Genomic DNA, 26,996 nt, shown 5'->3' with positions numbered 1-26,996 from the left:
TTATTACTTGATGCAGGACAGCTTTTTCACGACCTTTTAAACTATAGGAATCTGTTAAATCAAAGGAGCAGAACTTGCCTTTTGCGCTGCTTTTGGTACAATAATGTATGATTAAAAATAAACTGGAGGGTTTCTATCTTGAACATAGGTAAGCCGAGAAAACTAGGAAAAACAATAAATGAAATCGAGGAAGGCGACTCGTTATCCTTAACAGAATCTATTGAAGATAACCAGCTTTTGCTGTATTTGGGATTGACGAATGATGCAAATCCTTTGTATATCCAACATGACTTTGCACAAAAAACAGAATATCATCAGCCAATCGTTCCATCAGTGATGCTGATGGGGATCATCACAAGTGCAATTTCAAAGCATCTTCCTGGACCAGGATCACATGTTGTCAATTTTTCTGTCAATTTTATTGAACCGGTTTTCCATTATGAAACACTGACTTTTCAGTTTGAGGTCATAAAAGTAGATAAGATGAAGGATGTGGTGACGATTTCTGTAGAAGCGGAAAACACGAACGAAGATCGTGTGTTGGATGCTGTTGTTATGGTCCAACCGCCACAAGTTCCTGAATTGGAAATAGCAATCGAAAGTGAAGGTGAATTAAATGAATAATCCAAGTACATCAATGTCAGGTATCAATCGTTTTTATGCAAAAGTTTATGGCTTTTTAGGTATGGGACTTGCCCTTAGCGCAGTCACTTCTTACTTGGCTCTTTGGGTATTTCCTTTGCAACTAGCAACTTTTATCAATAACTTTCCATTAGGCTTTATGGGTCTGTGGATCGTTGAACTGATTTTAGTAATGGTTCTAGGCGTAAAAGCACAAAAGAATCCGAGCTTAGCAATCGGTGGATTTATTGCCTACTCTCTTTTGAATGGCGTAACATTAGCAGTTACTCTTGCATTCTACGATATTGGAACAGTAACGCAAGCTTTCTTGACAGCTACCTTGATGTTCATGGGGATGTCTGTCGTCGGAGTGACAACAAAACGAGATCTTAGCGGGGTTGGAAGAGCAGGACAGGCTGCTTTGATCGGAGTGATCATTGCACTAGTCTTGAACATCTTCATTTTGAGAAGTAGCGCAGTTGAGCTGTTTATCTCACTGCTTTTAGTCGTCATCTTTGCAGGGATCACAGCTTATGATAACCAAAGCATTCGTAATATCTATGTCCAGACAAATGGAACAGCACATAGTGGCATTGCTGTATTTATGGCATTGAAGCTGTATTTGGACTTTATCAACTTGTTCTTGGCGTTTTTAAGAATCTTTGGACGGAACAACTAAAAAAGGAAAAAATTGATCAGTTGGGGCTATACCAAAATATTTGGTATGGTCCCGCTTTTTCTTTTCGCATTCCGCATGATTCTTTGTTAGAATGAATAAGAACTTTACAGTAAGGAGTTAAGAAGATGACAAAAAATAAATTATTACTCGTTGATGGGAACAGTGTGGCTTTTCGCGCATTCTTTGCGCTGCACAATTCCCTTGAACGTTTCAAAAACAGAAACGGTCTTCATACAAATGCAATCTATGCATTCAATACGATGTTTGAAAATGTTATGCAAAAAGAGCAACCGACGCATGTTCTGGTTGCGTTCGATGCAGGAAAAACGACCTTTCGGACAGAAATGTATGCGGAGTACAAAGGCGGAAGATCTAAAACACCAGGCGAATTCAAAGAACAAATGCCCTATATCCGTGATTTGTTGACGGGATTAGGTGTACAGTATTACGAATTGCCCAATTATGAAGCGGATGATATTATCGGTACTTTGGCAGAAAAAGTAGACAAAGATCAATTTGATGTCGTCGTACTTTCCGGTGATCGGGATTTGACTCAATTAGCTAGTAAAGAAGTAAAAGTGGATATCACTGTAAAAGGTGTCAGCGATATCGAAAGTTATACACCAGAACATGTGGCGGAAAAATATGATGGATTGACACCAAAACAGATTATTGACATGAAGGGACTAGCCGGAGATGCCTCTGACAATATCCCAGGTGTGACTAAAATCGGTGAAAAAACAGCTATCAAGCTATTGAAACAATATGGCTCAGTCGAAGGAATCTATGAGCATATTGATGAAATGAAGCAAAGCAAAATGAAAGAAAATCTGATAAATGACAAAGAGCAAGCTTTCTTATCGAAGAAATTGGCGACCATCAATACTTCAGCCCCTGTGGAGGTCTCTATCGACTCATTGAAGTATGAAGGGAAAAATCTCGATAAACTCGTTCCATTTTATAAAGAAATGGATTTCAATCAGTTCCTTTCTAAACTGAATATCGTTGAAGAAGAAGTAAAAATGGATGATATTTTATTTGAAGTCGTGCATGAATTTAAAGAGGAAATGTTTACTACGGATATGGCACTGTACGTGGAAATGATGGGCGACAATTACCATACAGAGGAAATCGTCGGAGTAGCGTGGGGGACAGAAAAGAAAATCTATGTCACGAATGATCTGTCTGTATTCGAAAACCAAGCGTTCCATTCTTGGATCACTGATCCGACCCGATTGAAAAAAGTATATGATGCGAAACGAACTTATGTTGCTTTAAATCGCTATACTGGAAAAACAAAAGGAATCGATTTTGATGTCTTGCTAGGTGCATACCTTCTCGATACGAATGAAAAAAGCACAGATATCGAAGGAATAGCTGCACATTACGGATACAACGATATCCAGTCAGATGAAACTGTATACGGCAAAGGGGCGAAAAAAGGTTTACCAGAAGAAGAAGAACTCTTTTTTGCTCATTTAGCGCGAAAAGTAGCTGCAATCAATGCGTTGACACCAAAATTGAGCCAAGAACTGGCAGATAAAAACCAAGAAGATCTTTTCCGGAAAATGGAACTGCCATTGTCTATCATTTTGGCAGAGATGGAAATAAGCGGGATCAAAGTAGATGCGACTCGCTTACAAGAAATGAAGGGCGAGTTTTCTGCTCGCTTAAGAGAGATCGAACAAAAAATCTACGAAGAAGCCGGCGAAGAATTCAATTTGAATTCACCAAAGCAATTAGGAGTGATCTTATTTGAAAAAATGGGATTACCCGTTATCAAAAAAACAAAAACTGGGTACTCCACAGCCGTAGATGTACTGGAACAGCTTCGTGAACAAGCACCAATCGTAGAGGATATCCTAACCTATCGTCAAATCGCAAAAATTCAATCTACCTATGTCGAGGGACTGCTGAAAGTGATCCAATCAGATGGAAAAGTGCATACCCGTTATGTCCAGACATTGACCCAAACAGGACGATTAAGCTCTGTTGATCCTAATTTGCAGAACATCCCGATTCGATTAGATGAAGGGAGGAAGATACGTCAGGCATTTGTTCCTAGAGAAAAAGACTGGTTGATTTATTCTTCTGACTATTCACAAATCGAGTTACGCGTACTTGCGCATATCTCAAATGATGAACATTTGAAAGCTGCCTTCCTAGAAGGTCAAGATATCCATGCCAGCACAGCGATGCGCGTATTTGGAATCGAAAAAGCAGAGGATGTCACACCAAATATGCGTCGGCAGGCAAAAGCAGTGAATTTTGGTATCGTGTATGGCATCTCTGATTACGGACTTTCACAAAATTTAGGCATCAGCCGAAAAGCAGCACAGCAATACATCGATACGTACTTTGAAAAATACCCAGGTGTCAAAGAATATATGGAAAGAATCGTACGCGAAGCAAAAGACCAAGGCTACGTCGAAACGCTGTATCACCGCCGTCGATATTTGCCAGACATCAATTCAAGAAATTACAATATCCGTTCTTTTGCGGAACGAACAGCTATCAATACACCAATCCAAGGAAGTGCTGCTGATATTTTGAAAATCGCGATGATCGAATTGGATAAACGATTGAAAGAAACAGGTCTTCAAGCTACGATGCTGTTACAAGTTCATGATGAACTTGTCTTCGAGGTACCTGAAAAAGAACTTGAATCATTAGATAAATTGGTGAAGGAAGTTATGGAACAAGCTGTTTCTCTCCATGTACCACTGATCACTGACAGCAGTTGGGGAAAAACGTGGTACGAAGCAAAATAAACATTGTTTAAAACAGAGCAATATAATGAAGGTGAAAAGAAAAAATGCCAGAATTACCAGAAGTAGAAACCGTTCGTAAAGGATTGGAACGGTTAGTAGTAGGAAAAACGATTCAGAAAGTGCAAGTCTTGTGGCCCAAGATCATCGAGCAACCAGAGACACCCATCTTTGAGGCTTCTCTTGTTGGCGAAACCATCCAATCCATTGGACGTAGAGGGAAGTTTTTGATTTTTCATCTCGATCATTATGAACTGATCTCACACTTGCGAATGGAAGGAAAATATCAATTCACGAAAGAAAATACACCAATCGATAAACATACGCATGTACTTTTCTTTTTTGAGGACGGGAGCCAACTTCGCTACAACGATGTACGAAAATTTGGTCGTATGACAATCGTCGAAAAAGGAGCAAGTGCAACTTACCGAGGAATCATGAAATTAGGACCTGAGCCATTGCCTGACAGCTTTTTATTAGCAGATTTTGCAGCTGGATTGAAAAAATCGCACAAAGCAATCAAGCCTTTACTGCTAGATCAGCGTCTAGTAACGGGACTAGGTAATATTTATGTAGACGAAGCATTATGGGAAGCGAAGATTCATCCAGAACAACCGGCGAATACATTACATCCAAAAGAGATGGAACAATTACGTCTATCGATCATTGATGTTTTGAATCGTGCAATAGAAGCCGGAGGTACCACGATTCGCAGCTATTTGAATGCATTAGGAGAATCAGGCGGATTCCAAGTCGCACTGCATGTCTATCAGCAAACTGGCAAACCATGTATACGTTGTGGGACACCGATCGTGAAAACAAAAGTGGCACAAAGGGGGACTCACTATTGTCCGAATTGTCAAAGGCTGAAAATCGAAAAGTAGGCTTTGTTTTAGGTTTGACGGGCGGAATAGCTACTGGCAAAAGTACGGCAGCCAAAGTCTTTCAGTCTCATGGATTTCCTTTGATCGATGGCGACGTGATTGCCAGAGAAACTGTTGAGCCTGGAACGCTTGCTCTGAGGAAGGTTGTGTCTGTGTTTGGCCAAGAGATATTGCAGTCTGATGGTCAGCTAGATCGAGGGAAACTTGGGATGATTGTTTTTCCATCAAAGGAGAAACGGCAAAAACTTGATCAGCTATTAGATCCGTTTATCCGAAAAGCGATAAAAGATCAAATCGCCTCTCTAAGTTCCAAGCATCCTTTAGTAATTGTAGATATCCCATTGCTCTACGAAGGTCATTATGACCACTATATGGATGCAGTAGCTGTCGTTTATACCACGCCAGATATTCAACTCAGACGCTTGATGAAACGTAATCAGCTAACACTAGAACAAGCGCAGCAGAGAATTAGCAGTCAACTTCCAATCGAAGAAAAAAAGCAGCGTGCGGATATTTTGTTTGACAACAACGGAACGAAAGAGGAACTTGTGGAACAAATCGAAAATTGGCTTTCAGCTAATCGCTTTCTTTGAGTATCTGTGTCAAGTTTGCTATCCTGAGTATATAGAAAGCGAGGGATAGCGATGGGATCATTTAAAAACCAAAAGGATAAAGTCGTAGGTAACGCAAAAGAAAAAATCGGCGAAATACTCAATAAAGAAAATCTAATCGATGAAGGTCGTACGCAATCAGAAACAGCAGAAGAGAAAGAAAAGCAGTACCAAGCAAGAATCGATGAAATAGAAGACCAGCAGGCAGAAAAAGAAGCGAAACAGCAAGATTTGACTCAAGAACGAAAAACTCCGGCCCCTGATCGTAGTAAGACACCGCTCCCAGAAAGTGAACACATTCCTGATGAACAAAAGATCGAGGAACAACGAATGAAACACTATACAGGAATCGAAGAGAAGTTATAAAACAATAAGAAATAGAGATGTGGCTTGAAGCAGATGATAAGATGTTCATCTGCTTCAAGTTTTTTGTGCTAGTCGACTAAATCAGCTTTTGGGCGAGTCATTTCTCAGCAATCAAGGACATCAGTACTGGAAAATTGAAATTGGATTAGGACAGGGGACATAATTACGCATGAAAATAGAAAAAATTGTTCTTATATCCGTGTTTTTTTGGGTAGGACAGTCGCGTTTGTGATTTGTTTCGTGTTATAATACAACTAGTTGTAAAGAAAGACACATCCTTTATATAAAAATGCGATGCAAGAGGTGAGACAAAATGAGATGTCCCAGATGTCAACATAATAATTCACGAGTAATCGACAGCCGTCAAGCAGATGATGGACGTGCGATCCGTCGCCGTCGCGAATGTGAGAATTGTTCGTTCCGCTTCACTACTTTTGAACGAATTGAAGCTGCTCCGTTATTAGTCATCAAGAAAAACGGGGAACGCGAAGAATTCAATCGCGATAAAATTTTAAGAGGACTCATCCGCTCAGCAGAAAAAAGACCTGTAGCTATGGAGCAAATGGAACAAATCGTCAACCATGTCGAAAACCGCGTACGCAGTCTTGGGGAAAACGAAGTATCAACGAATCTGATTGGTGAATATGTGATGGAGGATTTAGTCGATTTAGATGAAATCGCGTATATCCGTTTTGCCAGTGTTTATCGCCAGTTCAAAGATATGTCTGTTTTCTTAAAAGAGCTGCAAGATATCGTGGATAAAGCAAAAGAAAATAATAAAGAGAATAATAAAGAAAACAATTAAGAAACAAAAAGGAGGCATTTCCTTGGAAAATGCTTGGAAAGAGCTTCAACCAAAAAATATTTACCAAGGAAGAAAAGCAGCTCCGCTGAGAGAAGACAGCAAGAACGCGTTGCTGTATCTTTATCAGCCACTGATCGGCGGAGAAGCCTTGAGTATCTATTTCACTCTGTTATCAGAGATCTCGCAAGAATCTGGCGAAGGTCCTGAAGGGATGCATGCAGATTTACTTAGTAGTCTAGGCTGCGGGATCCCTCAATTTTATGATGCAAGAAAAAAGCTGGAAGGAATCGGCTTACTGGATGTTTATTTTAAAGAAGATAGCGATCTGGGGCCGCGTTTTATTTATGAGTTGTTAGAGCCACTCGTTCCTAAAGCATTTTTCAAAGATTCTGTTCTGGCATTTCTTCTTTTGGAAAAAGTTGGTGAACGACGATTCCAGAAGCTTACCCAGTTGTTTGAACCTAAAAGGCATACAACAGAGGGATATCAAAAAATCACAAAAAAATTTTTAGATGTTTATCGCTTCAATGAAGCAGTATACGCTGCTAATCAAGAAAACATCGAATCACTGAATAAATCTTTTGAAGAATCTGAACCAGTAGCATTACTTGAAACAGATTCGACATTCGATTGGCAATTTTTGAATGATTGGCTGGCAAAAAAACATGTGACTGTTCTTGATGATTCAATCCTCAAACAAGTCGACATGTATCATCAGCTTTATGGATTCGATGAACTAACTCTTGGTGAACTCATCAGTCAATCTTATGATTTTAGCGAACAAAAAGTATCCATGAAGGAGCTGCAAAAAGCTGTTTTGGCAATGCAGAGACGACCAGTGAAGCAAATAAAGGAAACAGTCGCTGTTGCTGAAAACAGCAATGAATCTCCGACGAACGAACATTTGACAAATGCAGCGCTTCAGTTGATAAAAGAAGCACAGAGCATTCCGCCGATGAAATATCTGAAAGCAATCAAGTCAGAAAAAGGCGGATATGTTTCTAAACAAGAAACTTGGTTACTGCAAGACCTTGTTTCTCAATCAGGTCTTTCCAGCAGTGTGATCAATGTTTTGCTGAATTATGTATTGGTGATCAAAAATAATGCTAGCTTAAATGCTAGTTATATGAATACAGTGGCAAATGAATGGGCACAAAAGAAAATCGCCACAGCAGAAGAAGCGATTCAGCATATTCGGCAAATAAGCAATCAAGCAAAACAAGCAAAACAAAAAAAGCAAACAAATTATCCAAATAGCAAGCGAAATGTTCGGCGGGAAAAGCTTCCTGATTGGGTCAACCAGCCAAAAGATGAAAAACAGATCAGTAGTGAGAAAAAAGCAGAGATTGACCGCCGTTTTAAAGAATACCTGGCGAAAAAGGAGGGTGACATCTAATGGAAGACGTAGGCAAAGAATTGAAGAGGATCATCAGCAAACGTAATTATCAAGAAAAATATGCTGAAATGATTGCTGACGTCCTAAATGATACGGATGTTCAAGCTTTTCTAAGTGCACACCAAGAAGAACTGACACAAGCGGATATTGAAAAAAGCTACGCCAAATTGTATGAGTTCGTGCAAGAAAAGCGTAAATATCAAAAAAACGATCCAACGATGATCGCTCCAGGATACGAGCCGAAGTTGACGTTGAATTTTCATTATGTGGATGTCACTTATGTACCAACAGAAGCATTGTTAGCTCGGCAAAGACAAGAAGAAATTAGAAGCCGAGTAAAAGCAATGGATATGCCAAAAGATATTCAATCAGCATCTTTTGAAAACTTTGAGCGTACAGATGGACGAGGATATGCAAGCTTGGAAGCCCTAGATTTCGTAGAGAAATATACTGCAGATCCAAAAGGGTATCATAAAGGTCTTTATTTGGTGGGGAGTTTTGGTATTGGAAAAACATACTTATTAGGAGCAACAGCGAGAGAATTAGCGATTGCTGGATTCACCACGACATTAGTCCACTTTCCAACGTTTGCCGTTGAGATGAAACAGGCAATCGGAAAAGATCAAGTGGCAGAAAAGCTAGATGCAGTGAAGCGTTCCCCCATTTTAATGATTGATGATATCGGTGCAGACGCGATGAGCAGTTGGATACGGGATGAAGTATTTGGCGTCATCCTTCAATATCGGATGCAGGAACAGCTACCGACATTCTTCTCATCAAATTTCACAATGGATGAATTGGAACAGCATTTGTCCGTCACTCAACGTGGAGATGAAGAGCCGCTGAAAGCGAAACGCATAATGGAACGCATACGTTATTTGACAAAAGAAATCGAAATGACTGGTCGCAACCGCCGCAATGGTTGAACAGTTGATAAGTCCAACTGATATTTGACCAAGGAGTAAAAACAGGTCAGCGAATCTTTACATGGACAGAAATGACCGGAGACAATCACCGCAACAAGTAATGCAAAAACTTAAACGGAGGATTTTTTATGAGGGCTATTTTTTCTAGTATATCTGTAGTTGGTCTATTTTTTATTTTAGCAGGATGCGGTAGTGCAGACAGCAACACAGGTTCTCTTGATTCGATTGATGCGGGTCAAACAATAAAAACAAGCAGTACGAAAACGGAGGGACAAAGCATATTTGTAGGAACGATTGAAAGCATCACTCAAGTAGAAGCGGAAGAAGAAACGATTCAGCTGAAACTCGTCGATGTCATGGCAAAAGAAGATCCAGCGAATATGGGGACATCATTCAGCAATGACGGAGTGATTTTGAATGCTACTGCTGAAAAAATAAGCGTGGACATAGATGAACTGAAAATCGGTGACAAAGTCCAATTTACATTAGTTGAGATGCCGATCATGACGATGTCTATCCCACCACAAGTGCCTGGAGATTCGATCATTGACGTTTCGTTGAACAAATAATCAACAACATTTTTTCAAAAATAAGAAAATGTTGTTTTATAGAACAAAAAGGTATATTTTTTAAGGAGATCTGGGAATTTTTTAATTCCAAGTCTCCTTATTTTATATGGAAAATGCTATAATTACCTAGAAGGAGTGAAGCTATGAACCATTTAGATTTATCTCAGCGCTTAGCGGCAGTTGGTGAATTTGTCCCTGAATCTGCTCGTTTAGCAGACATTGGATCAGATCACGCATACTTACCTGTTGCATTGATGCTAAAAGGAAAAATCGAATATGCAGTTGCAGGTGAAGTTGTTCAAGGTCCTTATGAATCAGCACGTAAGCAAGTCCAAAAAGATGGATTGGAAGACCGTATCACTGTACGTCTTGCAAATGGTCTAGATGCGATCCAACCGCAAGATGCTATAACGGCTGTCACAATCGCGGGTATGGGAGGTTCGCTGATCCGAGATATCCTAGAAGCTGGCAAGTTGCATCAACGCCTAAGTGGACAAGAACGTTTGATCCTTCAGCCAAATATCGGAGAGCGTACGTTACGATCTTGGCTGCAAGAAAACCAATACAAAATCCAATCAGAAAAAATACTTGAAGAAAACAAAAAAATATATGAAATCATTGTAGCCGAAAAAGAACAAAAACCAGTTACTTACAATGAAATGGATCTGATGTTCGGACCATTTCTGCTTGAAGAGAAAAGTGAGATCTTCAAATCAAAATGGACAAGAGAGCTTCAACAAAGAAAAGCTATCCGTGAACAGCTCAAACAAGCAGCTAATCAAGAGGCACGTCAAAAACAAATCGAACAGGAAATCCAAATGATTGAGGAGGTTTTAGAGATATGACGATCAGCGGACATACCTTCATCCAAAAGTTTGAGAGCTATTGTCCTCAATGGCTAGCTGAAGAAGGAGACCCAGTCGGACTGCATATTGGAACATTAGATAAACCGATTCAACGGGTAATGATGACATTAGATGTTCGCCCAGAAGTGGTCGAAGAAGCAATCGAGAAAAAAATCGATCTGCTGATTGCGAAACATCCCCCGATCTTTCGCCCTGTCAAACGGCTGACTACTGATCAGCCGCAAGAAAAAATGTATGCAGATCTGTTGAAACATGATATTGCCGTTTATGCGGCACACACGAATATGGATATTATTTGGGACGGACTGAATGACTGGTTTTGCGAACTGCTTGGTATTGAAGTGGAGAGTTATTTAGTGAAGACTCATGAAATCCATTATAAAAAACTGGCGGTTTATGTACCTGTGGATCATGCACAGAAAATGCGTGAAGCATTAGCTGCAGCTGGTGCTGGTACGCAAGGCGATTATACCGGTACAAGTTTTACCTCGATTGGACACGGCCGATTTACTCCGAATATTGGTGCACAACCAGCGATTGGGAAAGTAGGGAAGACAGAACAAGTCCAAGAAGCAAAAGTCGAGGTTATTTTGCCCGAAACAATCGAAAAACAAGTGATTGATGCCATGCAATCAGTTCATCCTTATGAAGAACCTGCTTATGATCTTTTCGCAATTGATGCACCAGTCGAAAAATTTGGGCTAGGCCGAATAGGTGAATTACCGCAAGAAATCCCCTTAGAAATATTTGTGGAACAAGTAAAAAAAGTTTTCCAATTAGAGGGACTGAGAATCGTTCAGCCTCAAAAAACAAAATCATCCATCAAGCGTATTGCGATTTGCGGCGGAAGCGGCGAAAAATTTTATCCGCAAGCAATCGCCCAAAGAGCAGACGTCTATATCACCGGAGACATTTATTATCATACGGCTCATGATATGCAAAGCGCCGGATTGATCGCAATTGATCCCGGACATTATATTGAATCGTTATGCAAGGAACGGTTCATCGAGAAATTTGAGACTTGGAAACAAGAAGAAAATTGGGATATTGACTTTTTCGTTTCTGAAACGAATACAAACCCATTTCAATTTAATTAAAGGAGAGAATACTATGTACGAAAATCTTTTGCCACGTTTTTTACGGTATGTCAAAACAGAAACACGCTCCGATGCAACAAGCAAAACGACCCCCTCGACTCAGACACAAGTTGCTTTTGCACAAGAATTGAAAAAAGAATTGGAAGAGTTAGGTTTATCAGATGTTTTCTATAATGAAGACAATGGATTCGTTATGGGAACATTACCAAGCAATGTCGATCATGAAGTGCGTTCTATTGGATTTATTTCCCACATGGATACAGCAGACTTTAATGCAGTAGGAGTCAATCCACAAATCATTGAAAACTATGATGGAGAGTCTACGATCGTACTAGATGGGGAAGAACGTTACACGTTGAATACAAAAGATTTTCCAAATTTGAAAAATTATGAAGGCCACACATTGATCACTACAGATGGCAGTACTTTACTGGGAGCGGATGACAAATCAGGGATTGCGGAAATCATGACTGCAATGGAGATCTTGATCAATAATCCTTCTATCCCTCATGGTACCATCAAAGTAGCTTTTGGCCCTGATGAAGAAATCGGTGTCGGAGCGGATAAATTCGATGTTGAGCAATTCAATGTGGATTTTGCTTATACAGTCGACGGCGGTCCTTTAGGTGAATTGCAGTATGAAACATTCAGCGCTGCTCAAGCAAATATCACGATCCAAGGGAAAAATGTACATCCAGGGACGGCAAAAGATACGATGATCAATGCTTTACAGCTGGCCATTGATTTTCATAATCAGCTTCCAGCCGATGAAGTTCCAGAAAAAACAGAAGGATACGAAGGTTTCTTCCATTTGATGGCATTGAATGGGAATCCTGAAGAAGCTTCTATGAGTTATATCATTCGCGATCATGATCGCGAAAAATTCGAAGCACGCAAAGCACAAATCACACATATCCAAGAAGAAATGAATCAACGATTTGATCAAGAACGAATCAAAGTAGATATGTATGATCAATATTACAACATGAAAGAAATCATCGAAAAAGATATGAGCATCGTGGAATTAGCGAAACAAGCAATGATCGAGCTTGGGATCTCTCCAGTGATCGAACCAGTTCGCGGAGGAACAGATGGTTCAAAAATCTCTTACATGGGGATTCCGACGCCAAATCTATTTGCCGGAGGAGAAAATATGCACGGTCGATTCGAATTTGTTTCTTTACAAGTAATGGAAAAAGCAACAGATGTGATTGTTAAAATTGCAGAATTGAACACAAAGAGTTAAAATCGAAAAAGAACAGCTTATGACAAGGCGTTCGTCCGATGATGGAATGTCATCTGTCTAAGGCTAAAGGGCAGGACAATGGAATGGATTGTCCCGCCCTCTTTTTTGAAGAGTAAATAGGAGGTAAAGAATGGAAAAGCTGCTAGTTTTTTATAACAAAAGTTCAGGGAAAGATGAGGGTGAGAAATTAGCACGCTGGTTTCAAGATTATGTAAAAGAAAAGCAACCAGAATTATTTGTAGATTTAGCTGAAACTGGCCCGTCGATTGACCATGCGGATTTAGTCAAGAAAGCAGAAGCTATAGGAGCCGATACGCTAGTGATCATAGGAGGGGACGGCACGATCCATCATATCGTTCAAGCGTTCCAGCAAACATTATCTCAGTATCATATCGGATTACTTCCAGGTGGAACAGTCAATAATCTCGCACGTGTTCTTGAAATTCCCTTGAAGAAAGAAGAGGCTGCTGATGTGATTCTAGAAGGAAATGTCCGAAAAATAGACTATGGTCAAGTCAATGATGCAGTCATTATCTCTACACTGACAATCGGTATCTTAGCGGATACAGCAGTTTGGATCAGTCAAGAAGAAAAACAGCGTTATGGCTCGTGGATTTTTATCAAGAAATTCTTTAAGTTATTGCTGAAGAAGAAAAAATATCATTTGGATTTAGAAACAGATGAGGAGCATTGGAAAGGAAAATCCCAGTTATTGACAGTCACGATGTCTAACTCCGTGGGCGGCTTTACAAATTTCGACGACTCAGCGACCCCAGATGATGGAAAATTCCATGTAACGATCGTACCTTCATTAGATATTTTTCGATTTATTTTTTATTTGCCTAGAATCATGAGAGGAAAATTCTATACGATACCTGGCATCACTTATTTCACAGCCAAACGCATGAAAATCAAAGCACAGGAAAGGTCTGTTGGCACTCGGACAGATGGAGACACGACAGATGATCTTCCAGTTGAATTATCTGTTGTATCAAAAGGATTAGCAGTTTATTCACCAAAAAAAGAAGAAAAAGATTAGAAATAGTAGTTAATAGAAAGTTGGAAGAATAATGGATGTATTGTTGCACAATCCTTTGTGGTTTTATCTATTCATTGTAAATTTTTATTTATTTTGTCTGATGGGATATGATAAACATCAGGCTCGAACTGGCGGCTGGCGTGTACCTGAAAATAATTTGATATTTGTCAGTCTGTTAGGCGGTGGTTTGGGAGGATTGATTTCTCGGAAAGTTTTTCATCATAAAACAAGGAAAAAGAAGTTTACCGTAGGATTCACTGCGGGTGTGCTTGTTGATTTGATTCTCATTTATTTTTTCCATTAAGGAGCGGGAGATGTCATCTAAAGGAACGAAAATTAAAATCATTCTGAATCTGCTTTTGCTGATTGCGATTTTTGCTATTATTTATTATTTAATCAATCAATCATTTGCAGATATCTTTGCCGAATTACTGTCTACCAGTGTTGTCGTTTTAGCAGCCATTGTTATATTAGGGACAGTTTACCAAATCGCTGAAGGGCGCTCGATCAAAGAGATTGCTGAACCTTTCGCGCCGAATTTTACAACGAAAGACGGGTTCCTGACCTCTAGCTATATTGCATTTTATCGAATCGTTTCATTTGGTACAGGAACATTGATCTCGGAGATCTATTTTTATAATAAAAAAGGAATGAAACTGTCTCAGGGAGCAGGGGTGACAGCACTCCATATGATCATGTACAAACTTGCAGTGATTACCTATGCGTTAGCTGGCTTGCTCATCCAATTCTCTCTTTTTTATTCTAATGGTCCGTCAATGATCTGGTTTATTATTGCTGGAATTCTTTTGACGATCGTGATTGTTGCCTTTTTATTGGTAATGTCCATCAGTCTGAATGTCCAAATATTTTTTGTCAGCTTATCGAATAAGTTATTTAAGAGTGAGCGTTTGCGAAAATGGGTGGATACATGTAATCAGCAGATCTACTCTTTAAGGGAAACGGTCCAAACCATTATCCAAGACAGGACTGCGCTATTGCGGATCTATCTATGGAATATGTTGAAACTTGTATTTTGGTATGTACTTCCCTATTTGATTCTGATTGAAAACCATCCTAACATAGATTTCCTACTGACCATTTCGTTTATCAGCTTTGCAGTAGTGCTTTCAGGAGTTATTCCTACGCCAGCTGGTATTGGATCCTTTGAATTTGTCTACTTGTTATTGTTTAGACCAGTTGTTGGAACAGTTGACGCAGTTTCTTCGCTTTTGTTGTATCGTTTCAGTTCCTTTATCTTGCCATTTCTCTATGGATTTGTGTATGTGATTACTGAACGGCGAAGAGTGATCAAAGAAGAAATAATAGAAGTAAAAAAAGAGAATAAAGAAAATCAAGGGTAGGTCTTTTATAAGATCTACCCTTTTTTTAATAAAAGAAAAACATTAGGAAGCTGCGTCACTTGAACATGTAAAACACATTTTTTCTTGAGGCAACTCTACCAATGCATTTATTCTAGACTGTCTCTTTTTAAAAGAACCATTAAGATACTTAATAGAACAACAAACAAAGCAGAAAAAAATACTCCCTGATAACCATCAATAGAAAAAGTACCTTTACTAAACAATTGGAATACGATACCAAAAAAAGTGATCATAAAGCTTTGACCTAGATTTCTGCAAAGGGTGATGAAACCAGATACCGTACTGATATTTTTATCTGTAGCTAAAACTTGTGCAGACAAGACACTTGTAGTAACCGTTGTGCCAGTACCAAATCCTGAAAAAGAGGCTAAGATAAGAAGAACGAAATAAGGTGTCATTTGCGGTAGAAATCCTAAAATAAGAAAAACTAAACCATTCACCCCCATACAGAAGGTTAATAAACGTTTCGTTCCAAAATGTTTTCCTAATGGCACAGCAATCATCGATCCAGTAATAAAAAAGACAGAGGAAGGTAAAAGCGCTAAACCACCAAGACTAGGGGATAAAGAAAGTTGCGTCTGAATCCATAACGGAAGATATACTTGAAACCCCATCATTGCTCCATTTATGAGAAAAGTAACGAGGTTGAACAAAAGAAAGTCAGATGATCTCAATGTTTCGACAGGTAAGACTGGTTCCTTTACTTTATTTTCATAGGAAAGCAAAATGAAAGAAACAAGGATGCCAAAAAGGAACACGCCGCCACCAAGTATAAAATGATCTGGTAATATCTGGATGCCAACTAGTAAAAGAAATAAACTTGTAACCAGAAAGAGATATTGTCCCAGTTCTTGATAAGAAAAAGAGACAGACGGACGTTTTTCTTCATCATAGAATAAAAGTAAGATCAGAATCGTTATTAAGCCAACAGGAATGTTTATAAAAAACACCCAGTGCCAACTAAAGTTTTCGACCAATAGCCCTCCTAAAAGAGGAGCAGCTAACGAAGCAATCCCCCATGCTGAATTATTCAATCCCATTATTCTTCCGCGAGATTCATAATCAAATAAATCACCAATCAGAGAGAAAGTAATGGGCATGATTCCTCCCGCACCTATTCCTTGAACCATCCTAAAAAATACAAGAATAAAAAATGATTGGGAAATACCGCAAAGAAAAGTACCTGTCATAAACAAGAGCAATCCAATGATAAAAATCGGTTTCTTTCCATACTGATCCGCCAGACGGCTGAATACAGGTGTTGACAATGCACTGGAGAATAAGTAACTAGAAAACAGTAAGGCAATCGGGATTTCACGACCAAAACTATTAGCAATAGCATTAGCAGCGGTGATGACGATCGTGGATTCGACTGCAGTCATAAATGTAGCAAGATAGATTGCTAGTAAAATCCATCCTTTTTTCGTTTGACTCATCTTTTTTCCTCCTAAAAATCTTTTTAAGCATCCTACAAATTGACAAGTTCAATGATTTGTTTTAGAATATGCTTGCGCACGCAATTATATGCCTTGCGAGAATAGTTTGTCAACTAAAAGGAGGAGAAGAATGGAAAATAAAGGCGAAAGCAATTTGAAGTGGTTAGCCAAATTGACCCGAACTTATCAAAAAGAATTAGACCAAGCACTAGCTCCGCTCAAATTAAATTCAACGAATTATTACTTTCTTGTGAAAATCCATGATTATCACCATTTGAAACAAGAAGAATTAATCAAATTGACCGGATTGGATGGAAGCAATGTCACCAGAACAATACAGAAGTTAACGAAGATGGGGTTAGTGACAAAAGAAAAAAATACACAAGATCGAAGAAGTTTTCTTTTAGAATTAACAGAAAAAGGACAAGAACTTCACGCTCAAGTAGTAGAATCTGTAGAAAATGCTCAGAAGAATTTTCTGTCAAAATTGACAGCTGATGAGCAAGGAACATTTGAGTATCTGTTAGGAAAGTTGGCACAAGAAGAATAGAAGGGTGATCCTCATGGAAAATACATCCAATGTACTAAAGGGACTAGTAGAAATTCCCAATCATTACGAATTAGTCAATGAATTAATAGAACAAAGAAACAAAAAGAAAGTCAACATCATCCGTTATCAAAGTCAAGGAATCTATCTTCATAATGGACCAAGAATCATTGAAGTCATAGAAGGAAAGCATTTAGTCAGTTTTAAGAATCTGACCGAAATACCTGAAGGAAAATTGTTATCAACCGAACGTGCCAAAGCTTTAGCTGAAAAGATATTTCATAAGTTCAATCCAACCTATGCGAAAGGGTTGACATTTATGCGCATAGAGCAACAAAAGCGTAGCTTTATAGATGAAAACAGCGTGGAACAAACATTTCCTGTTCAATGGATCAAATTTGCTCATCGAAATGGAAGCTACAACTGGGTTACATTAGGAGCCAACGGCAAACTCGTTGAGATGGAAATCGACTCAAGATGGGATTATTTTCACGGACGCCGACAAACGGAAATGTGGGACAACGACGATTGGGTATTAGCTCGTGAAGGAAAAGGGCCTCAGCTTCCAAGTCCGAATGCATTAGCCTAACAAGGAGGGACAGAAATGAACACGAATGGACTATACGATGAATTTGATCTAGAGCTTTTAGGAAATCTCAGAAATCGGCTCCAGAGACTAGAAGATACAGACTATATGACTGCCTACTATAAAGGATACAGTGCTAGTGGCATGACACTGGACGAAATAAAAGAAGAAATAGAAGAACTGTCTTACATGATTCGAGAATTAGAAGATCGTATGGAAGAAACGCAGTGGTGAAAAATATAGTTATTAAAAGCAAGTATTTAACGTAAATAATCAATGAAAAAAGAGCCAAGCAGCCAAAATATTATTCTTCTATTGAAAAAAGAATGCTTGCCAAATAACCATAATGGGTAAGATGATTTTACGTTTGCTTGGCTCTTTTTTTGTATACATACAATCAAATTTGTTTTTTTAAGATTTATATAAGACGAGAAAAAAAGTCAAAAAACTATGTGTATATTTTGACCAAAATTGACCAAAGCGATATAATAGTTTTTGTAAAGATCAAAGAAATAATTGATCTTACCTTTAATTAGGAGGTATACCTGTATGAATATTGAGAAAATGACTACGACGCTTCAAGAAGCAATTGCTGAAGCTCAACAGATTGCGGTCACTCGAAAACACCAAGATATCGACATTGCGCATGTATGGAAAATCTTTTTACAACCTAATCATTTTGGCCGAAATTTCTATACGGATGCCGGATTGGATGTCGAATCTTTTGAACATGAAATCGATCGTCTACTGGATGAGTATCCAGTTGTTTCTGGTGGAAACGTCCAATATGGACAAAACCTCAGCCAGAACTTCTTTCGATTATTGAATGAAGCAGACCAAATACGCGAAAGCTTCGGCGACGAGTTTCTTTCAACGGAAGTCGTTATTTTAGCGTTGATGAAATTAAAAAATTATCCGTTAACTGTTTATTTGAATAAAAACGGATTATCTGAAAAAGAATTGCGTAAAAACATCGAAGAGATGAGAGGAGGAGAAAGGGTGACCTCGCAAAACCAAGAAGAACAATACAAAGCATTAGAAAAATACGGCGTTGATTTAGTACAGCAAGTCAAAAGTGGAAAAATGGATCCAATCATCGGTCGTGATGAAGAAATCCGTGATGTCATCCGTATTCTTTCACGAAAAACAAAAAATAATCCTGTTCTGATAGGAGAACCCGGTGTAGGGAAAACGGCGATCGTTGAAGGACTTGCTCAACGTATCGTACGCAAAGATGTTCCTGAAAATTTAAAAGATAAAACGATTTTTTCATTAGATATGGGAGCATTGATCGCTGGAGCAAAATTCCGCGGTGAATTTGAAGAAAGACTAAAAGCAGTCTTGAAAGAAGTCAAAAAAAGTGATGGACGTATCATCTTGTTCATCGATGAAATCCACAATATCGTAGGGGCAGGAAAAACAGAAGGAAGCATGGATGCCGGAAATCTGTTGAAACCAATGCTTGCTCGCGGTGAATTACATTTGATCGGTGCCACAACTTTAGATGAGTACCGTCAATATATGGAAAAAGACAAAGCGTTGGAACGTCGCTTTCAAAAGGTATTAGTCAAAGAGCCAACGGTGGAAGATACGATCAGTATTCTGCGTGGATTAAAAGAACGTTTTGAGATCCACCATGGTGTTAACATCCATGACAACGCATTAGTAGCAGCAGCTACTTTATCTGACCGTTATATTACTGATCGGTTCTTACCGGACAAAGCAATCGATTTGATCGATGAAGCCAGTGCAACGATTCGGGTAGAAATGAACTCTATGCCAACGGAATTAGATCAAGTGACCAGACGTTTGATGCAGTTGGAAATCGAAGAAGCTGCACTGAAAAAAGAATCAGATGATGCAAGTAAAAAACGACTGAAAAATTTGCAAGAAGAATTAGCTGAACTTCGTGAAGAAGCAAATGCAATGAAGATGCAGTGGGAAACAGAAAAAGAAGAGGTCAATTCTGTTTCAGCAAAACGTGCTGAAATCGATAAAGCAAAACACGAATTAGAAGATGCAGAAAATAACTATGATTTGGAACGCGCTGCTGTATTGCGTCATGGTACGATACCTCAATTAGAAAAAGAATTGAAGGAATTAGAAGCCAAAGCAAAAGACAGCGAGATTAAGATGGTTCAAGAGTCCGTTACCGAAAATGAGATTGCTCAAGTCGTTGGCAGATTAACGGGTATCCCCGTAACGAAACTTGTAGAAGGCGAACGAGAAAAACTGATTAAATTGAATGAAACACTTCATAAACGAGTGATTGGTCAAGATGAAGCAGTTGATGCGGTCAGTGACGCGGTGATTCGTTCACGTGCTGGATTGCAAGACCCAAATCGTCCTCTAGGTTCTTTCCTTTTCCTAGGACCAACTGGTGTCGGAAAAACCGAATTAGCGAAAGCTTTAGCTGAGAACTTGTTTGACTCAGAAGATCATATGGTACGGATCGATATGAGTGAATATATGGAAAAACATGCTGTGTCTCGTCTAGTCGGAGCTCCTCCAGGCTATGTAGGTTACGAAGAAGGCGGTCAATTAACGGAAGCTGTCAGACGAAATCCTTATACAATCGTCTTGTTGGATGAAATCGAAAAAGCGCATCCCGATGTCTTCAATATCTTGTTACAAGTCCTAGATGACGGACGCCTAACTGATTCAAAAGGGCGAGTCGTTGATTTCAAAAATACGGTTCTGATCATGACTAGCAATATCGGTTCACAGTTACTGTTGGAAGGTGTGACTGCTGATGGAACGATTCCAGAAGCAGTGGCTGAACAAGTCAACACGCTATTACGCGGAAACTTCAAACCAGAATTCTTGAACCGAATCGACGACACGATTTTATTTACACCATTGAGCCTAGACAACGTGAAAGGAATCGTTGACAAAATGGTGGCGCAATTGGCACAACGTCTGGAACATCAAGAAATCCTGTTGACGATCAGTGATGAAGCCAAAACGTGGATTGCTGAAAATGCTTATGAACCAGCATATGGTGCAAGACCATTGAAACGATTTATCACTAAGGAAGTAGAAACACCACTAGCTAAAGAAATCGTTGCAGGACATGTTATGCCTAAATCAAAAGTAACGATTACTTTACTTGATGGACAACTTCATTTCAAAACAGAAGAGCTAGAAGAAATCGTCTAATCTTCCATTGAGACTATAAAAGAAAAAAGGGGTCTGACACAACTAGTGTCAGACCTCCTTTTTTTCAAATAAACAGTGTTCCAGAAGTAGCTTCTTCGAAAAATAAGCCGAAATTTCTTGAAGCTGCCCGCTTCTGTCACAATCTCTTTTATTAGGTATTTTTCACTTTTTCTAATTTATAACTTTCAAAGTAACGCTCATCTTTTTTACTTTGAGACCATGCAAACAATCCCATCAAGGCAGCACCTATCGTATTTGTCAGCAAGTCGCCCATCGTATCCATCAATGCTGCTCGTCCGACAAACAGTGTGCCATCAGAAGCAGCAAAACGTTGAAGATTCATACCTAAGAATTGGTCGCATAAGAATTCCCAGAACTCCCAAAACACGCCGCAAAGTCCAGCAAACGCAAAGCCGAATAAGAGGAACAACCAAGGACTGGTTTTTGATATCTCCGCATCTTTCATCAAGTAACCAATCAATCCATAGCCAAGAGCTGTCAGGACCATCGGACTCACCGCATGTAAGATTTTGTCCCAAAAAGAGATGATACTGATCAAATGCATTCCTGTACCTAAAAAGACAGAGATGAATAAGAAAAACCAGTAAAACAAAACGATTGCTGCTGGAATTTTAAGTTTGAAAACTGTCAAAATGACTTGTGGCATGAAAATCAATGCAATCCCTAATAAAGATTCCACGATAAATGTGATTCCTTGAGAAGTCGAATACTTTTGGGTGATAAATTCATAAAAATTATAGCAGACAACGAATACACCAAAAGCAAGTAAAGCTATTTGAACCTTTTTGATTTCTTTAATCACTAAAAGTCCCTCCATCTAAAAATCTTTTTACTTCTGAAAGCAACTCAGTCTCTGAAGAAACCACTTTTCCGTTCAATTTGATCAGTCCTACTGTATATAAGTTCAGATAGTGAAATTGATTCTCAGCTGTTTCTTGTAGCGCAGCGATTTTTTTCGGGTGGGTTCCGCCTTGCTGTCGAGTATCAGTATACAAGCCAATCACTGGGATACCTTTTGCATAAGCCACACCGATTTCCGATGCTACGCCAGCATCAATCGTCAATCCATCTAATAAAGCAATCATCAAATCGCTTTCCAACACTTTTTCTGTATCGGCAAGAGCAATCATCCGACTGTCTGCATAAGCAGTTTTGTCATTGATTGCTTCATTTTCTTGAGGAAGATAAATTGAAAGTTCAGGAGAGAGCGCTCTGACTTCTTTAACTATCTGCTCGTTATATAACAAATCACTTTTAGCAAACATTGGTGCGGCAAAATAAATTTTCATCTAAACATCATCCTTTTTATTAAAAATAATCGCTAAAGTAAGCTTCCATGTTTGGAATGATACGCTCTAGTGACTTCAGTGTTTCTTCATCTGTTTCTAACCGTTCGATTCTTGCCAAATAAGAAGCACGTCGATAATTCATCATCAAGCAAGTCAATGTTTGGATATTCAATCGAACAGGGTTTCCTATAGGTTCATTCAAGACACGGACTTTTCCTTGTTCATCCCATGTTAAAGCAAAGACGCCATTATTCCAAGGAGCGACAGGATCTTCAATGATGAAATGAAAAGCATCAGCTGTTCCAACAAACGGAAACCGTTGAAGGAATTCTTTTACATCAACGATCCGAGCCATAAAATATGGTTCGATCTGCTCTTTGATCTGACTGTCTTCAATCAAAAAAGCTAAGGGCTCATTTTTGTAAATATCTCCATGTACCCAGTAAATCATGGAAAAATGAGCGGAAATAAAGTTCCATAAGCCATTTCGAGCTTCTTGATCAAGATAGAACATTTCTTTTACGTGAAATATTTCTTCAGCTACCCAGTAGAATAGAACACCTCTTGGTTCATGATTGCTATCGTAGTAGACAGCGGCTGTGCGCTCATCTTCATTTTCGAAACGCCAATATTCTTCCCAATGAAAATCACTGCGGAATAAAGCACCATGGTTTCGTTGGGCAAATTTGTCATAAACGGCAAATACGTCTGGATGATCAACTGATAATCGCTCAACCATACCACTTACTGGGACTTGTTTAGGTAGCTGTGTATCTCTGATTTTAAAGGAAAGTTTATCAGACATGATCTCCCATCCTTTGCGCCGATAATAGGGGATACTGTAAGGATACAAATAAGAGATCCATTGCTTGTTCTTGCGCATATTATCCAATGCAACGATGATTAGATCTTGCATCAATCCATGGTTCGCATATTCTGGATAAGTTCCAACTCCAGTCACGCCCCCCATTTTATAACGTGCACCGTGAATATTGACTTCACAAGGATAGATAGCGATTTGAGAGATCAGTTTGTTTTCATGGAACCACCCGAACACTTTCGATACTTCTAAAATCGGTCTTTTGGAACGGATAAAAGCTCGTTTGTTTTCAAACCCGCTTTCCTCGATATCTGCTTCAGTCACTTGGAACACATAGGAAAGTAATTCGTTGAACTGATCGATATGTTCTTGAGTGACTGGTTTTAATTCAAGATTTTCTCTAAAATCTTTTTGATCCATTTTTTCATCTCCATTTATTAGCTTGATAACAGTATAGCAAAATTCTACCAAAAAAACTTCTAAAGCTGACTAATTAAAAAGTCTTTAAATTACTGCTTTTCGTTGGTATAATGGAAAGTGCTGATTATATGAAAAGAGGAGACGCTATGGATATAAAGAAAATGAAAGAACGCCAAGAGCAGATTCGTAATTTTTCGATCATTGCTCATATCGACCATGGAAAATCTACATTGGCCGATCGTATTTTAGAAATGACGCACACTGTGACGTCTCGCGAAATGCAAGATCAGCTGTTAGACTCGATGGATTTGGAACGTGAACGTGGAATCACGATTAAATTAAATGCTGTAGAACTCAATTACACAGCGAAAAACGGAGAAACATATATCTTTCACTTGATTGACACTCCAGGGCACGTCGACTTCACCTATGAAGTCTCTCGAAGCCTTGCTGCCTGTGAAGGCGCCGTTTTAGTGGTCGATGCAGCCCAAGGAATCGAAGCCCAAACATTGGCCAATGTTTATTTAGCGTTAGACAATGATTTGGAGATCCTGCCAGTCATCAATAAAATCGACCTGCCTGCAGCAGATCCCGAACGTGTCCGTCAAGAAATCGAAGACGTAATCGGAATCGATGCTAGTGAAGCTGTATTAGCCAGTGCCAAATCAGGGATTGGGATCGAAGATATTCTCGAGCAGATCGTGGAATATGTTCCAGCACCAAGTGGAGACTTAGACGCACCGCTAAAAGCTTTGATCTTTGATTCTATTTATGATAGTTACCGCGGTGTTGTTCTAAATGTCCGGATCACGGACGGTATGGTCAAACCAGGAGATAAAATCAAACTGATGAGTAATGGCAAAACATTTGATGTTACAGAGGTTGGGGTCTTCTCGCCAAAAGCAGTTGCTAGAGACTTTTTGATGGTCGGTGATGTCGGTTATATCACAGCAAGTATCAAAACTGTCCAAGATACTCGAGTAGGGGATACAGTAACGTTAGCAAACAATCCTGCCGCTGAAGCTTTACCAGGTTACCGAAAAATGAATCCGATGGTTTATTGTGGTCTTTATCCAATTGATACTTCTCGTTACAACGATTTGCGGGAAGCTTTAGAAAAACTGCAATTGAATGATGCTGCTTTGCAATTCGAACCAGAAACCTCTCAAGCATTAGGATTTGGGTTCCGCTGCGGATTCTTAGGACTTCTTCATATGGATGTCGTCCAAGAACGTTTGGAACGGGAATTCAATCTAGAATTGATCACGACTGCACCATCCGTTATTTACCATGTTAATAAAACAGATGGTACGACTGCTACAGTTGATAACCCGGCAGATTTTCCTGAACCTGTAACGATCCAAGATGTAGAAGAACCATTTGTCAAAGCACAGATTATGGTGCCCAATGATTTTGTCGGTGCAGTCATGGAACTTTCTCAACGAAAACGTGGAGAATTCATTACGATGGATTATTTAGACGATTACCGAGTAAATGTCGTCTATAATATTCCGCTTTCTGAAATCGTCTTTGACTTTTTCGACAAATTGAAATCAAGCACAAAAGGCTATGCCTCATTGGATTATGAAATGTCTGGTTATCAAAAAAGCAAGTTAGTGAAGATGGACATCTTGCTGAATGGAGAAAAAGTCGATGCATTAAGCTTTATCGTTCACCGAGACTTTGCCTATGAACGTGGAAAAGCAATCGTTGAAAAACTGAAAAAACTAATCCCACGCCAACAATTTGAGGTGCCAATCCAAGCAGCTATTGGACAAAAAATCGTTGCCCGTTCAGACATCAAGGCCTTGCGTAAAAACGTCTTGGCTAAATGTTATGGTGGAGATGTTTCTCGTAAACGTAAACTCTTAGAGAAACAAAAAGAAGGGAAGAAGCGGATGAAACAAATCGGCTCCGTCGAAGTTCCGCAAGAAGCCTTCATGGCCGTTCTGAAAATGGATGAGGAAGAAAGTAAGAAGTAGCAAGGATTTTTGGAGTTTCTTAGCTTTTAAAATCTGTGAAATTCAAAAATATTTGCCCTATGTTCGCCCAAGTTTTTACTTGGGCGAATTTTTTGCATTTTAAATCAAAGATCTTTTCAAACGTTGGGCGAAAATATCAACAGCTTCATTTTTTGGTTACATGTGTGTAAGTATCCATAGTAGCAACTAATCTAGAATGACCAAGTCGAGCCTGGATTTCTTTTGGGTTTGCCACCGTATTGTCACCGGTGGTTTTTTTGTTGGTAAAATTCAAGAATTTTTTCTTAAATTCTCCATGATATCTACCGTTTCAATTCTCACCTTATTTGTAATATGAGAATAGGTGTCCATCTAATCATGTCTTGGATGCCCTGGAATCAGTGGATTAGTCGGAAACAACTTTGGATTAGTCAAAAGAATCCATGTATAAACTGAGTGATGTCGTTTAAGTTAGCGCAAAATTCCTAGCTGTTTTAAAAAATAGTCTGGCTATAATCTCTCAAAAAGTGTATTTATTCAAGCAACTTTTAAAAAAAATAGACTAGAAACAAAAAAAGCCAGCCGTAAGAGCTGGAAAACCTAATTTTTTGTATTCAGATAAATTAGTATGCAAATAAAAAATACTATCGAAACTACTAACCCAACTAAATAATTGGATAAAAAAAGGGGATCAGCATCTGAATCATCCCAAATCTGAATCATGAAATAGATAAATGGGAGGGATGAGACGATCAGTAAACAATCTTTTTACGCCATATTTTTAAACAGTGTAGAACAATAATTTTATATGCACAAGTAACCCAGAATAAAATTTTACTAATAAATAACAAAGTTATATCCCCTTTATTTTTTCTCTTTCGCAATATATTTATCTTATCATTATTTATTGATCATGAGAAATAAATGAGATTGAAGGGGGAAGTCGGTAATAAAAGACTTATACAAAAATGAAGGGTTGCTTAGATACGTAGATTACTACAGTATAATAAGAACGATTTCAAGCTATATGATCATTGATACATAAGTTCAGAAAATCGACTTAAAATGTTATTGATTGATGAGAATTGGAAAAACAGCAATGAATAAATCGAGTAAACAAGAATCGAACGTACTGAAGGCAACATTTGAAAAAGAATACGGAGTTTCTACAGAAGAAGTATATAAAGCGGCAAGTCAGGGTGTTGCTATTGCAAGTGAAGCTATTCGTAAGCTTGGATTTCTGTATAAGATGATGCTCGTCAATGGGAGGGAACGGAATGAAAATAAAAGACGGATGTTACGTTAGTAACCATGGTATAGACGGTTTAATACTAGATATTCCGATAAAGTACCCTAATTAATTCGCATTGAAAGAATGATGAAATGAGATAGACAGCAACGGAAATAGTAAGAACAAGGGTGTGAATTTCAACTCTTCCTAATTATTCTTACTATTTTTCAACCGTTGCTGTCTATTAATTTATAAACATCGAAGTTACGTT

Annotated in this window: 26 protein-coding genes; 22 read left to right on the top strand and 4 right to left on the bottom strand. The window is 38.8% G+C overall.

The genetic code is table 11. The annotated features are described in order from the left end of the window. Window positions 1-138 precede the first annotated feature (138 nt). From HMPREF2988_RS06445 to HMPREF2988_RS06370, 16 genes are all read left to right on the top strand, one after another. On the top strand, window positions 139-624 hold the full coding sequence (locus HMPREF2988_RS06445) for a MaoC/PaaZ C-terminal domain-containing protein (protein WP_002291977.1): 486 nt from the start codon (window positions 139-141) through the stop codon (window positions 622-624). After that, the gene (locus HMPREF2988_RS06440; protein WP_002306560.1) at window positions 617-1,300 is read left to right on the top strand and encodes a Bax inhibitor-1/YccA family protein; all 684 of its coding nucleotides are present in this window, start codon (window positions 617-619) and stop codon (window positions 1,298-1,300) included. The genes HMPREF2988_RS06445 and HMPREF2988_RS06440 overlap by 8 nt, the downstream gene beginning before the upstream one ends. Before the next feature lie 125 nt (window positions 1,301-1,425). Next, window positions 1,426-4,071: a DNA polymerase I gene (polA, locus tag HMPREF2988_RS06435; protein ID WP_002329262.1), complete on the top strand. Its 2,646-nt coding sequence runs from the start codon at window positions 1,426-1,428 to the stop codon at window positions 4,069-4,071. Window positions 4,072-4,115: 44 nt separating this feature from the next. Then, window positions 4,116-4,952, top strand: a complete 837-nt coding sequence (gene mutM / locus HMPREF2988_RS06430; RefSeq protein WP_070770238.1) for a DNA-formamidopyrimidine glycosylase — start codon at window positions 4,116-4,118, stop codon at window positions 4,950-4,952. Then, a complete protein-coding gene (gene coaE / locus HMPREF2988_RS06425) occupies window positions 4,916-5,545 on the top strand; it encodes a dephospho-CoA kinase (RefSeq protein WP_070770237.1) in 630 nt (209 codons plus the stop codon). Before mutM ends, coaE begins: the two co-directional genes overlap by 37 nt. Before the next feature lie 51 nt (window positions 5,546-5,596). After that, window positions 5,597-5,929: a CsbD family protein gene (locus HMPREF2988_RS06420; RefSeq protein WP_070770235.1), complete on the top strand. Its 333-nt coding sequence runs from the start codon at window positions 5,597-5,599 to the stop codon at window positions 5,927-5,929. A gap of 313 nt (window positions 5,930-6,242) precedes the next feature. After that, a complete protein-coding gene (gene nrdR / locus HMPREF2988_RS06415) occupies window positions 6,243-6,734 on the top strand; it encodes a transcriptional regulator NrdR (protein ID WP_002288327.1) in 492 nt (163 codons plus the stop codon). A 22-nt stretch (window positions 6,735-6,756) separates the two neighbouring features. Further along, on the top strand, window positions 6,757-8,130 hold the full coding sequence (locus tag HMPREF2988_RS06410) for a replication initiation and membrane attachment family protein (protein ID WP_070770233.1): 1,374 nt from the start codon (window positions 6,757-6,759) through the stop codon (window positions 8,128-8,130). Further along, window positions 8,130-9,056 (top strand): primosomal protein DnaI, encoded by a 927-nt coding sequence (dnaI, locus tag HMPREF2988_RS06405; RefSeq protein WP_002306563.1) that lies wholly within the window; start codon window positions 8,130-8,132, stop codon window positions 9,054-9,056. Before HMPREF2988_RS06410 ends, dnaI begins: the two co-directional genes overlap by 1 nt. A 128-nt stretch (window positions 9,057-9,184) precedes the next feature. Next, on the top strand, window positions 9,185-9,625 hold the full coding sequence (locus HMPREF2988_RS06400) for a hypothetical protein (RefSeq protein ID WP_002340741.1): 441 nt from the start codon (window positions 9,185-9,187) through the stop codon (window positions 9,623-9,625). A 143-nt stretch (window positions 9,626-9,768) separates the two neighbouring features. Then, complete coding sequence (locus HMPREF2988_RS06395) at window positions 9,769-10,470, top strand: tRNA (adenine(22)-N(1))-methyltransferase (RefSeq protein ID WP_070770232.1); 702 nt, start codon at window positions 9,769-9,771, stop codon at window positions 10,468-10,470. Continuing rightward, window positions 10,467-11,588 (top strand): Nif3-like dinuclear metal center hexameric protein, encoded by a 1,122-nt coding sequence (locus HMPREF2988_RS06390; protein ID WP_070770230.1) that lies wholly within the window; start codon window positions 10,467-10,469, stop codon window positions 11,586-11,588. The genes HMPREF2988_RS06395 and HMPREF2988_RS06390 overlap by 4 nt, the downstream gene beginning before the upstream one ends. A 13-nt stretch (window positions 11,589-11,601) precedes the next feature. Further along, on the top strand, window positions 11,602-12,834 hold the full coding sequence (pepT, locus tag HMPREF2988_RS06385) for a peptidase T (protein ID WP_070770228.1): 1,233 nt from the start codon (window positions 11,602-11,604) through the stop codon (window positions 12,832-12,834). A gap of 130 nt (window positions 12,835-12,964) precedes the next feature. Continuing rightward, window positions 12,965-13,873 carry a diacylglycerol/lipid kinase family protein gene (locus HMPREF2988_RS06380; RefSeq protein WP_070770227.1) on the top strand — a complete coding sequence of 303 codons (909 nt, stop codon included), beginning with the start codon at window positions 12,965-12,967 and terminating at the stop codon, window positions 13,871-13,873. A gap of 31 nt (window positions 13,874-13,904) precedes the next feature. Continuing rightward, window positions 13,905-14,177: a DUF1294 domain-containing protein gene (locus HMPREF2988_RS06375; protein WP_002340736.1), complete on the top strand. Its 273-nt coding sequence runs from the start codon at window positions 13,905-13,907 to the stop codon at window positions 14,175-14,177. A 10-nt stretch (window positions 14,178-14,187) separates the two neighbouring features. Continuing rightward, complete coding sequence (locus HMPREF2988_RS06370) at window positions 14,188-15,234, top strand: lysylphosphatidylglycerol synthase transmembrane domain-containing protein (RefSeq protein WP_070770226.1); 1,047 nt, start codon at window positions 14,188-14,190, stop codon at window positions 15,232-15,234. A gap of 107 nt (window positions 15,235-15,341) precedes the next feature. Here HMPREF2988_RS06370 and HMPREF2988_RS06365 read toward each other — a convergent pair whose 3' ends face one another. Further along, window positions 15,342-16,691: an MFS transporter gene (locus tag HMPREF2988_RS06365; protein WP_070770224.1), complete on the bottom strand. Its 1,350-nt coding sequence runs from the start codon at window positions 16,689-16,691 to the stop codon at window positions 15,342-15,344. Between the two features lie 130 nt (window positions 16,692-16,821). On the opposite strand from HMPREF2988_RS06365, the gene HMPREF2988_RS06360 reads away from it, so the two are divergent. The 4 genes from HMPREF2988_RS06360 to clpB all read left to right on the top strand — a co-directional run bounded on the left by HMPREF2988_RS06360 (window position 16,822) and on the right by clpB (window position 20,983). After that, on the top strand, window positions 16,822-17,241 hold the full coding sequence (locus tag HMPREF2988_RS06360; RefSeq protein ID WP_070770222.1) for a MarR family winged helix-turn-helix transcriptional regulator: 420 nt from the start codon (window positions 16,822-16,824) through the stop codon (window positions 17,239-17,241). A 13-nt stretch (window positions 17,242-17,254) separates the two neighbouring features. Next, complete coding sequence (locus HMPREF2988_RS06355) at window positions 17,255-17,827, top strand: YcdB/YcdC domain-containing protein (protein ID WP_070770220.1); 573 nt, start codon at window positions 17,255-17,257, stop codon at window positions 17,825-17,827. A 15-nt stretch (window positions 17,828-17,842) separates the two neighbouring features. Further along, a complete protein-coding gene (locus HMPREF2988_RS06350) occupies window positions 17,843-18,058 on the top strand; it encodes a hypothetical protein (protein ID WP_070770219.1) in 216 nt (71 codons plus the stop codon). A gap of 315 nt (window positions 18,059-18,373) precedes the next feature. Further along, window positions 18,374-20,983 carry an ATP-dependent chaperone ClpB gene (gene clpB / locus HMPREF2988_RS06345; protein ID WP_002340730.1) on the top strand — a complete coding sequence of 870 codons (2,610 nt, stop codon included), beginning with the start codon at window positions 18,374-18,376 and terminating at the stop codon, window positions 20,981-20,983. A gap of 151 nt (window positions 20,984-21,134) precedes the next feature. Here the strand turns inward: clpB and HMPREF2988_RS06340 are convergent, their stop codons facing one another. Genes HMPREF2988_RS06340 through eis form a run of 3 tightly spaced genes read right to left on the bottom strand, consistent with a single transcriptional unit; the run spans window position 21,135 to window position 23,533 of the window. Beyond that, window positions 21,135-21,821, bottom strand: a complete 687-nt coding sequence (locus HMPREF2988_RS06340) for a DUF2238 domain-containing protein (protein ID WP_180363522.1) — start codon at window positions 21,819-21,821, stop codon at window positions 21,135-21,137. Continuing rightward, window positions 21,799-22,293 carry a nucleoside 2-deoxyribosyltransferase gene (locus HMPREF2988_RS06335; protein ID WP_002348405.1) on the bottom strand — a complete coding sequence of 165 codons (495 nt, stop codon included), beginning with the start codon at window positions 22,291-22,293 and terminating at the stop codon, window positions 21,799-21,801. Before HMPREF2988_RS06335 ends, HMPREF2988_RS06340 begins: the two co-directional genes overlap by 23 nt. Window positions 22,294-22,312: 19 nt before the next feature. Further along, entirely contained in the window at window positions 22,313-23,533 is a 1,221-nt protein-coding gene (gene eis / locus HMPREF2988_RS06330; RefSeq protein WP_002340728.1) for a GNAT family N-acetyltransferase, read from the bottom strand. A 146-nt stretch (window positions 23,534-23,679) separates the two neighbouring features. Here eis and lepA point away from each other — a divergent pair, with 146 nt between their 5' ends. Both lepA and HMPREF2988_RS06320 read left to right on the top strand, forming a co-directional pair. Beyond that, window positions 23,680-25,515, top strand: coding sequence for a translation elongation factor 4 (lepA, locus tag HMPREF2988_RS06325; RefSeq protein WP_070770218.1), 1,836 nt, complete (start codon window positions 23,680-23,682; stop codon window positions 25,513-25,515). Window positions 25,516-26,572: 1,057 nt separating this feature from the next. Then, window positions 26,573-26,800 (top strand): hypothetical protein, encoded by a 228-nt coding sequence (locus tag HMPREF2988_RS06320; RefSeq protein ID WP_070770217.1) that lies wholly within the window; start codon window positions 26,573-26,575, stop codon window positions 26,798-26,800. Window positions 26,801-26,996 lie beyond the last annotated feature (196 nt).

This window comes from Enterococcus sp. HMSC061C05 (assembly GCF_001814765.1).
Taxonomy (GTDB): Bacteria; Bacillota; Bacilli; order Lactobacillales; family Enterococcaceae; genus Enterococcus_B; species Enterococcus_B lactis.
Note: the sequence above shows the minus strand (reverse complement) of the source record. Positions and strands in the feature narration are given on the sequence as shown.

Bases quoted from the DNA above. Each gene is read 5' to 3' on its own strand.
- HMPREF2988_RS06440 (WP_002306560.1), top strand. From the start codon at position 617: ATGAATAATCCAAGTACATCAATGTCAGGTATCAATCGTTTTTATGCA.
- polA (WP_002329262.1), top strand. From the start codon at position 1,426: ATGACAAAAAATAAATTATTACTCGTTGATGGGAACAGTGTGGCTTTT.
- mutM (WP_070770238.1), top strand. From the start codon at position 4,116: ATGCCAGAATTACCAGAAGTAGAAACCGTTCGTAAAGGATTGGAACGG.
- HMPREF2988_RS06420 (WP_070770235.1), top strand. From the start codon at position 5,597: ATGGGATCATTTAAAAACCAAAAGGATAAAGTCGTAGGTAACGCAAAA.
- nrdR (WP_002288327.1), top strand. From the start codon at position 6,243: ATGAGATGTCCCAGATGTCAACATAATAATTCACGAGTAATCGACAGC.
- dnaI (WP_002306563.1), top strand. From the start codon at position 8,130: ATGGAAGACGTAGGCAAAGAATTGAAGAGGATCATCAGCAAACGTAAT.
- HMPREF2988_RS06400 (WP_002340741.1), top strand. From the start codon at position 9,185: ATGAGGGCTATTTTTTCTAGTATATCTGTAGTTGGTCTATTTTTTATT.
- HMPREF2988_RS06395 (WP_070770232.1), top strand. From the start codon at position 9,769: ATGAACCATTTAGATTTATCTCAGCGCTTAGCGGCAGTTGGTGAATTT.
- HMPREF2988_RS06390 (WP_070770230.1), top strand. From the start codon at position 10,467: ATGACGATCAGCGGACATACCTTCATCCAAAAGTTTGAGAGCTATTGT.
- pepT (WP_070770228.1), top strand. From the start codon at position 11,602: ATGTACGAAAATCTTTTGCCACGTTTTTTACGGTATGTCAAAACAGAA.
- HMPREF2988_RS06380 (WP_070770227.1), top strand. From the start codon at position 12,965: ATGGAAAAGCTGCTAGTTTTTTATAACAAAAGTTCAGGGAAAGATGAG.
- HMPREF2988_RS06375 (WP_002340736.1), top strand. From the start codon at position 13,905: ATGGATGTATTGTTGCACAATCCTTTGTGGTTTTATCTATTCATTGTA.
- HMPREF2988_RS06370 (WP_070770226.1), top strand. From the start codon at position 14,188: ATGTCATCTAAAGGAACGAAAATTAAAATCATTCTGAATCTGCTTTTG.
- HMPREF2988_RS06365 (WP_070770224.1), bottom strand. From the start codon at position 16,691: ATGAGTCAAACGAAAAAAGGATGGATTTTACTAGCAATCTATCTTGCT.
- HMPREF2988_RS06360 (WP_070770222.1), top strand. From the start codon at position 16,822: ATGGAAAATAAAGGCGAAAGCAATTTGAAGTGGTTAGCCAAATTGACC.
- HMPREF2988_RS06355 (WP_070770220.1), top strand. From the start codon at position 17,255: ATGGAAAATACATCCAATGTACTAAAGGGACTAGTAGAAATTCCCAAT.
- HMPREF2988_RS06350 (WP_070770219.1), top strand. From the start codon at position 17,843: ATGAACACGAATGGACTATACGATGAATTTGATCTAGAGCTTTTAGGA.
- clpB (WP_002340730.1), top strand. From the start codon at position 18,374: ATGAATATTGAGAAAATGACTACGACGCTTCAAGAAGCAATTGCTGAA.
- HMPREF2988_RS06340 (WP_180363522.1), bottom strand. From the start codon at position 21,821: ATGGAGGGACTTTTAGTGATTAAAGAAATCAAAAAGGTTCAAATAGCT.
- HMPREF2988_RS06335 (WP_002348405.1), bottom strand. From the start codon at position 22,293: ATGAAAATTTATTTTGCCGCACCAATGTTTGCTAAAAGTGATTTGTTA.
- eis (WP_002340728.1), bottom strand. From the start codon at position 23,533: ATGGATCAAAAAGATTTTAGAGAAAATCTTGAATTAAAACCAGTCACT.
- lepA (WP_070770218.1), top strand. From the start codon at position 23,680: ATGGATATAAAGAAAATGAAAGAACGCCAAGAGCAGATTCGTAATTTT.
- HMPREF2988_RS06320 (WP_070770217.1), top strand. From the start codon at position 26,573: ATGAGAATTGGAAAAACAGCAATGAATAAATCGAGTAAACAAGAATCG.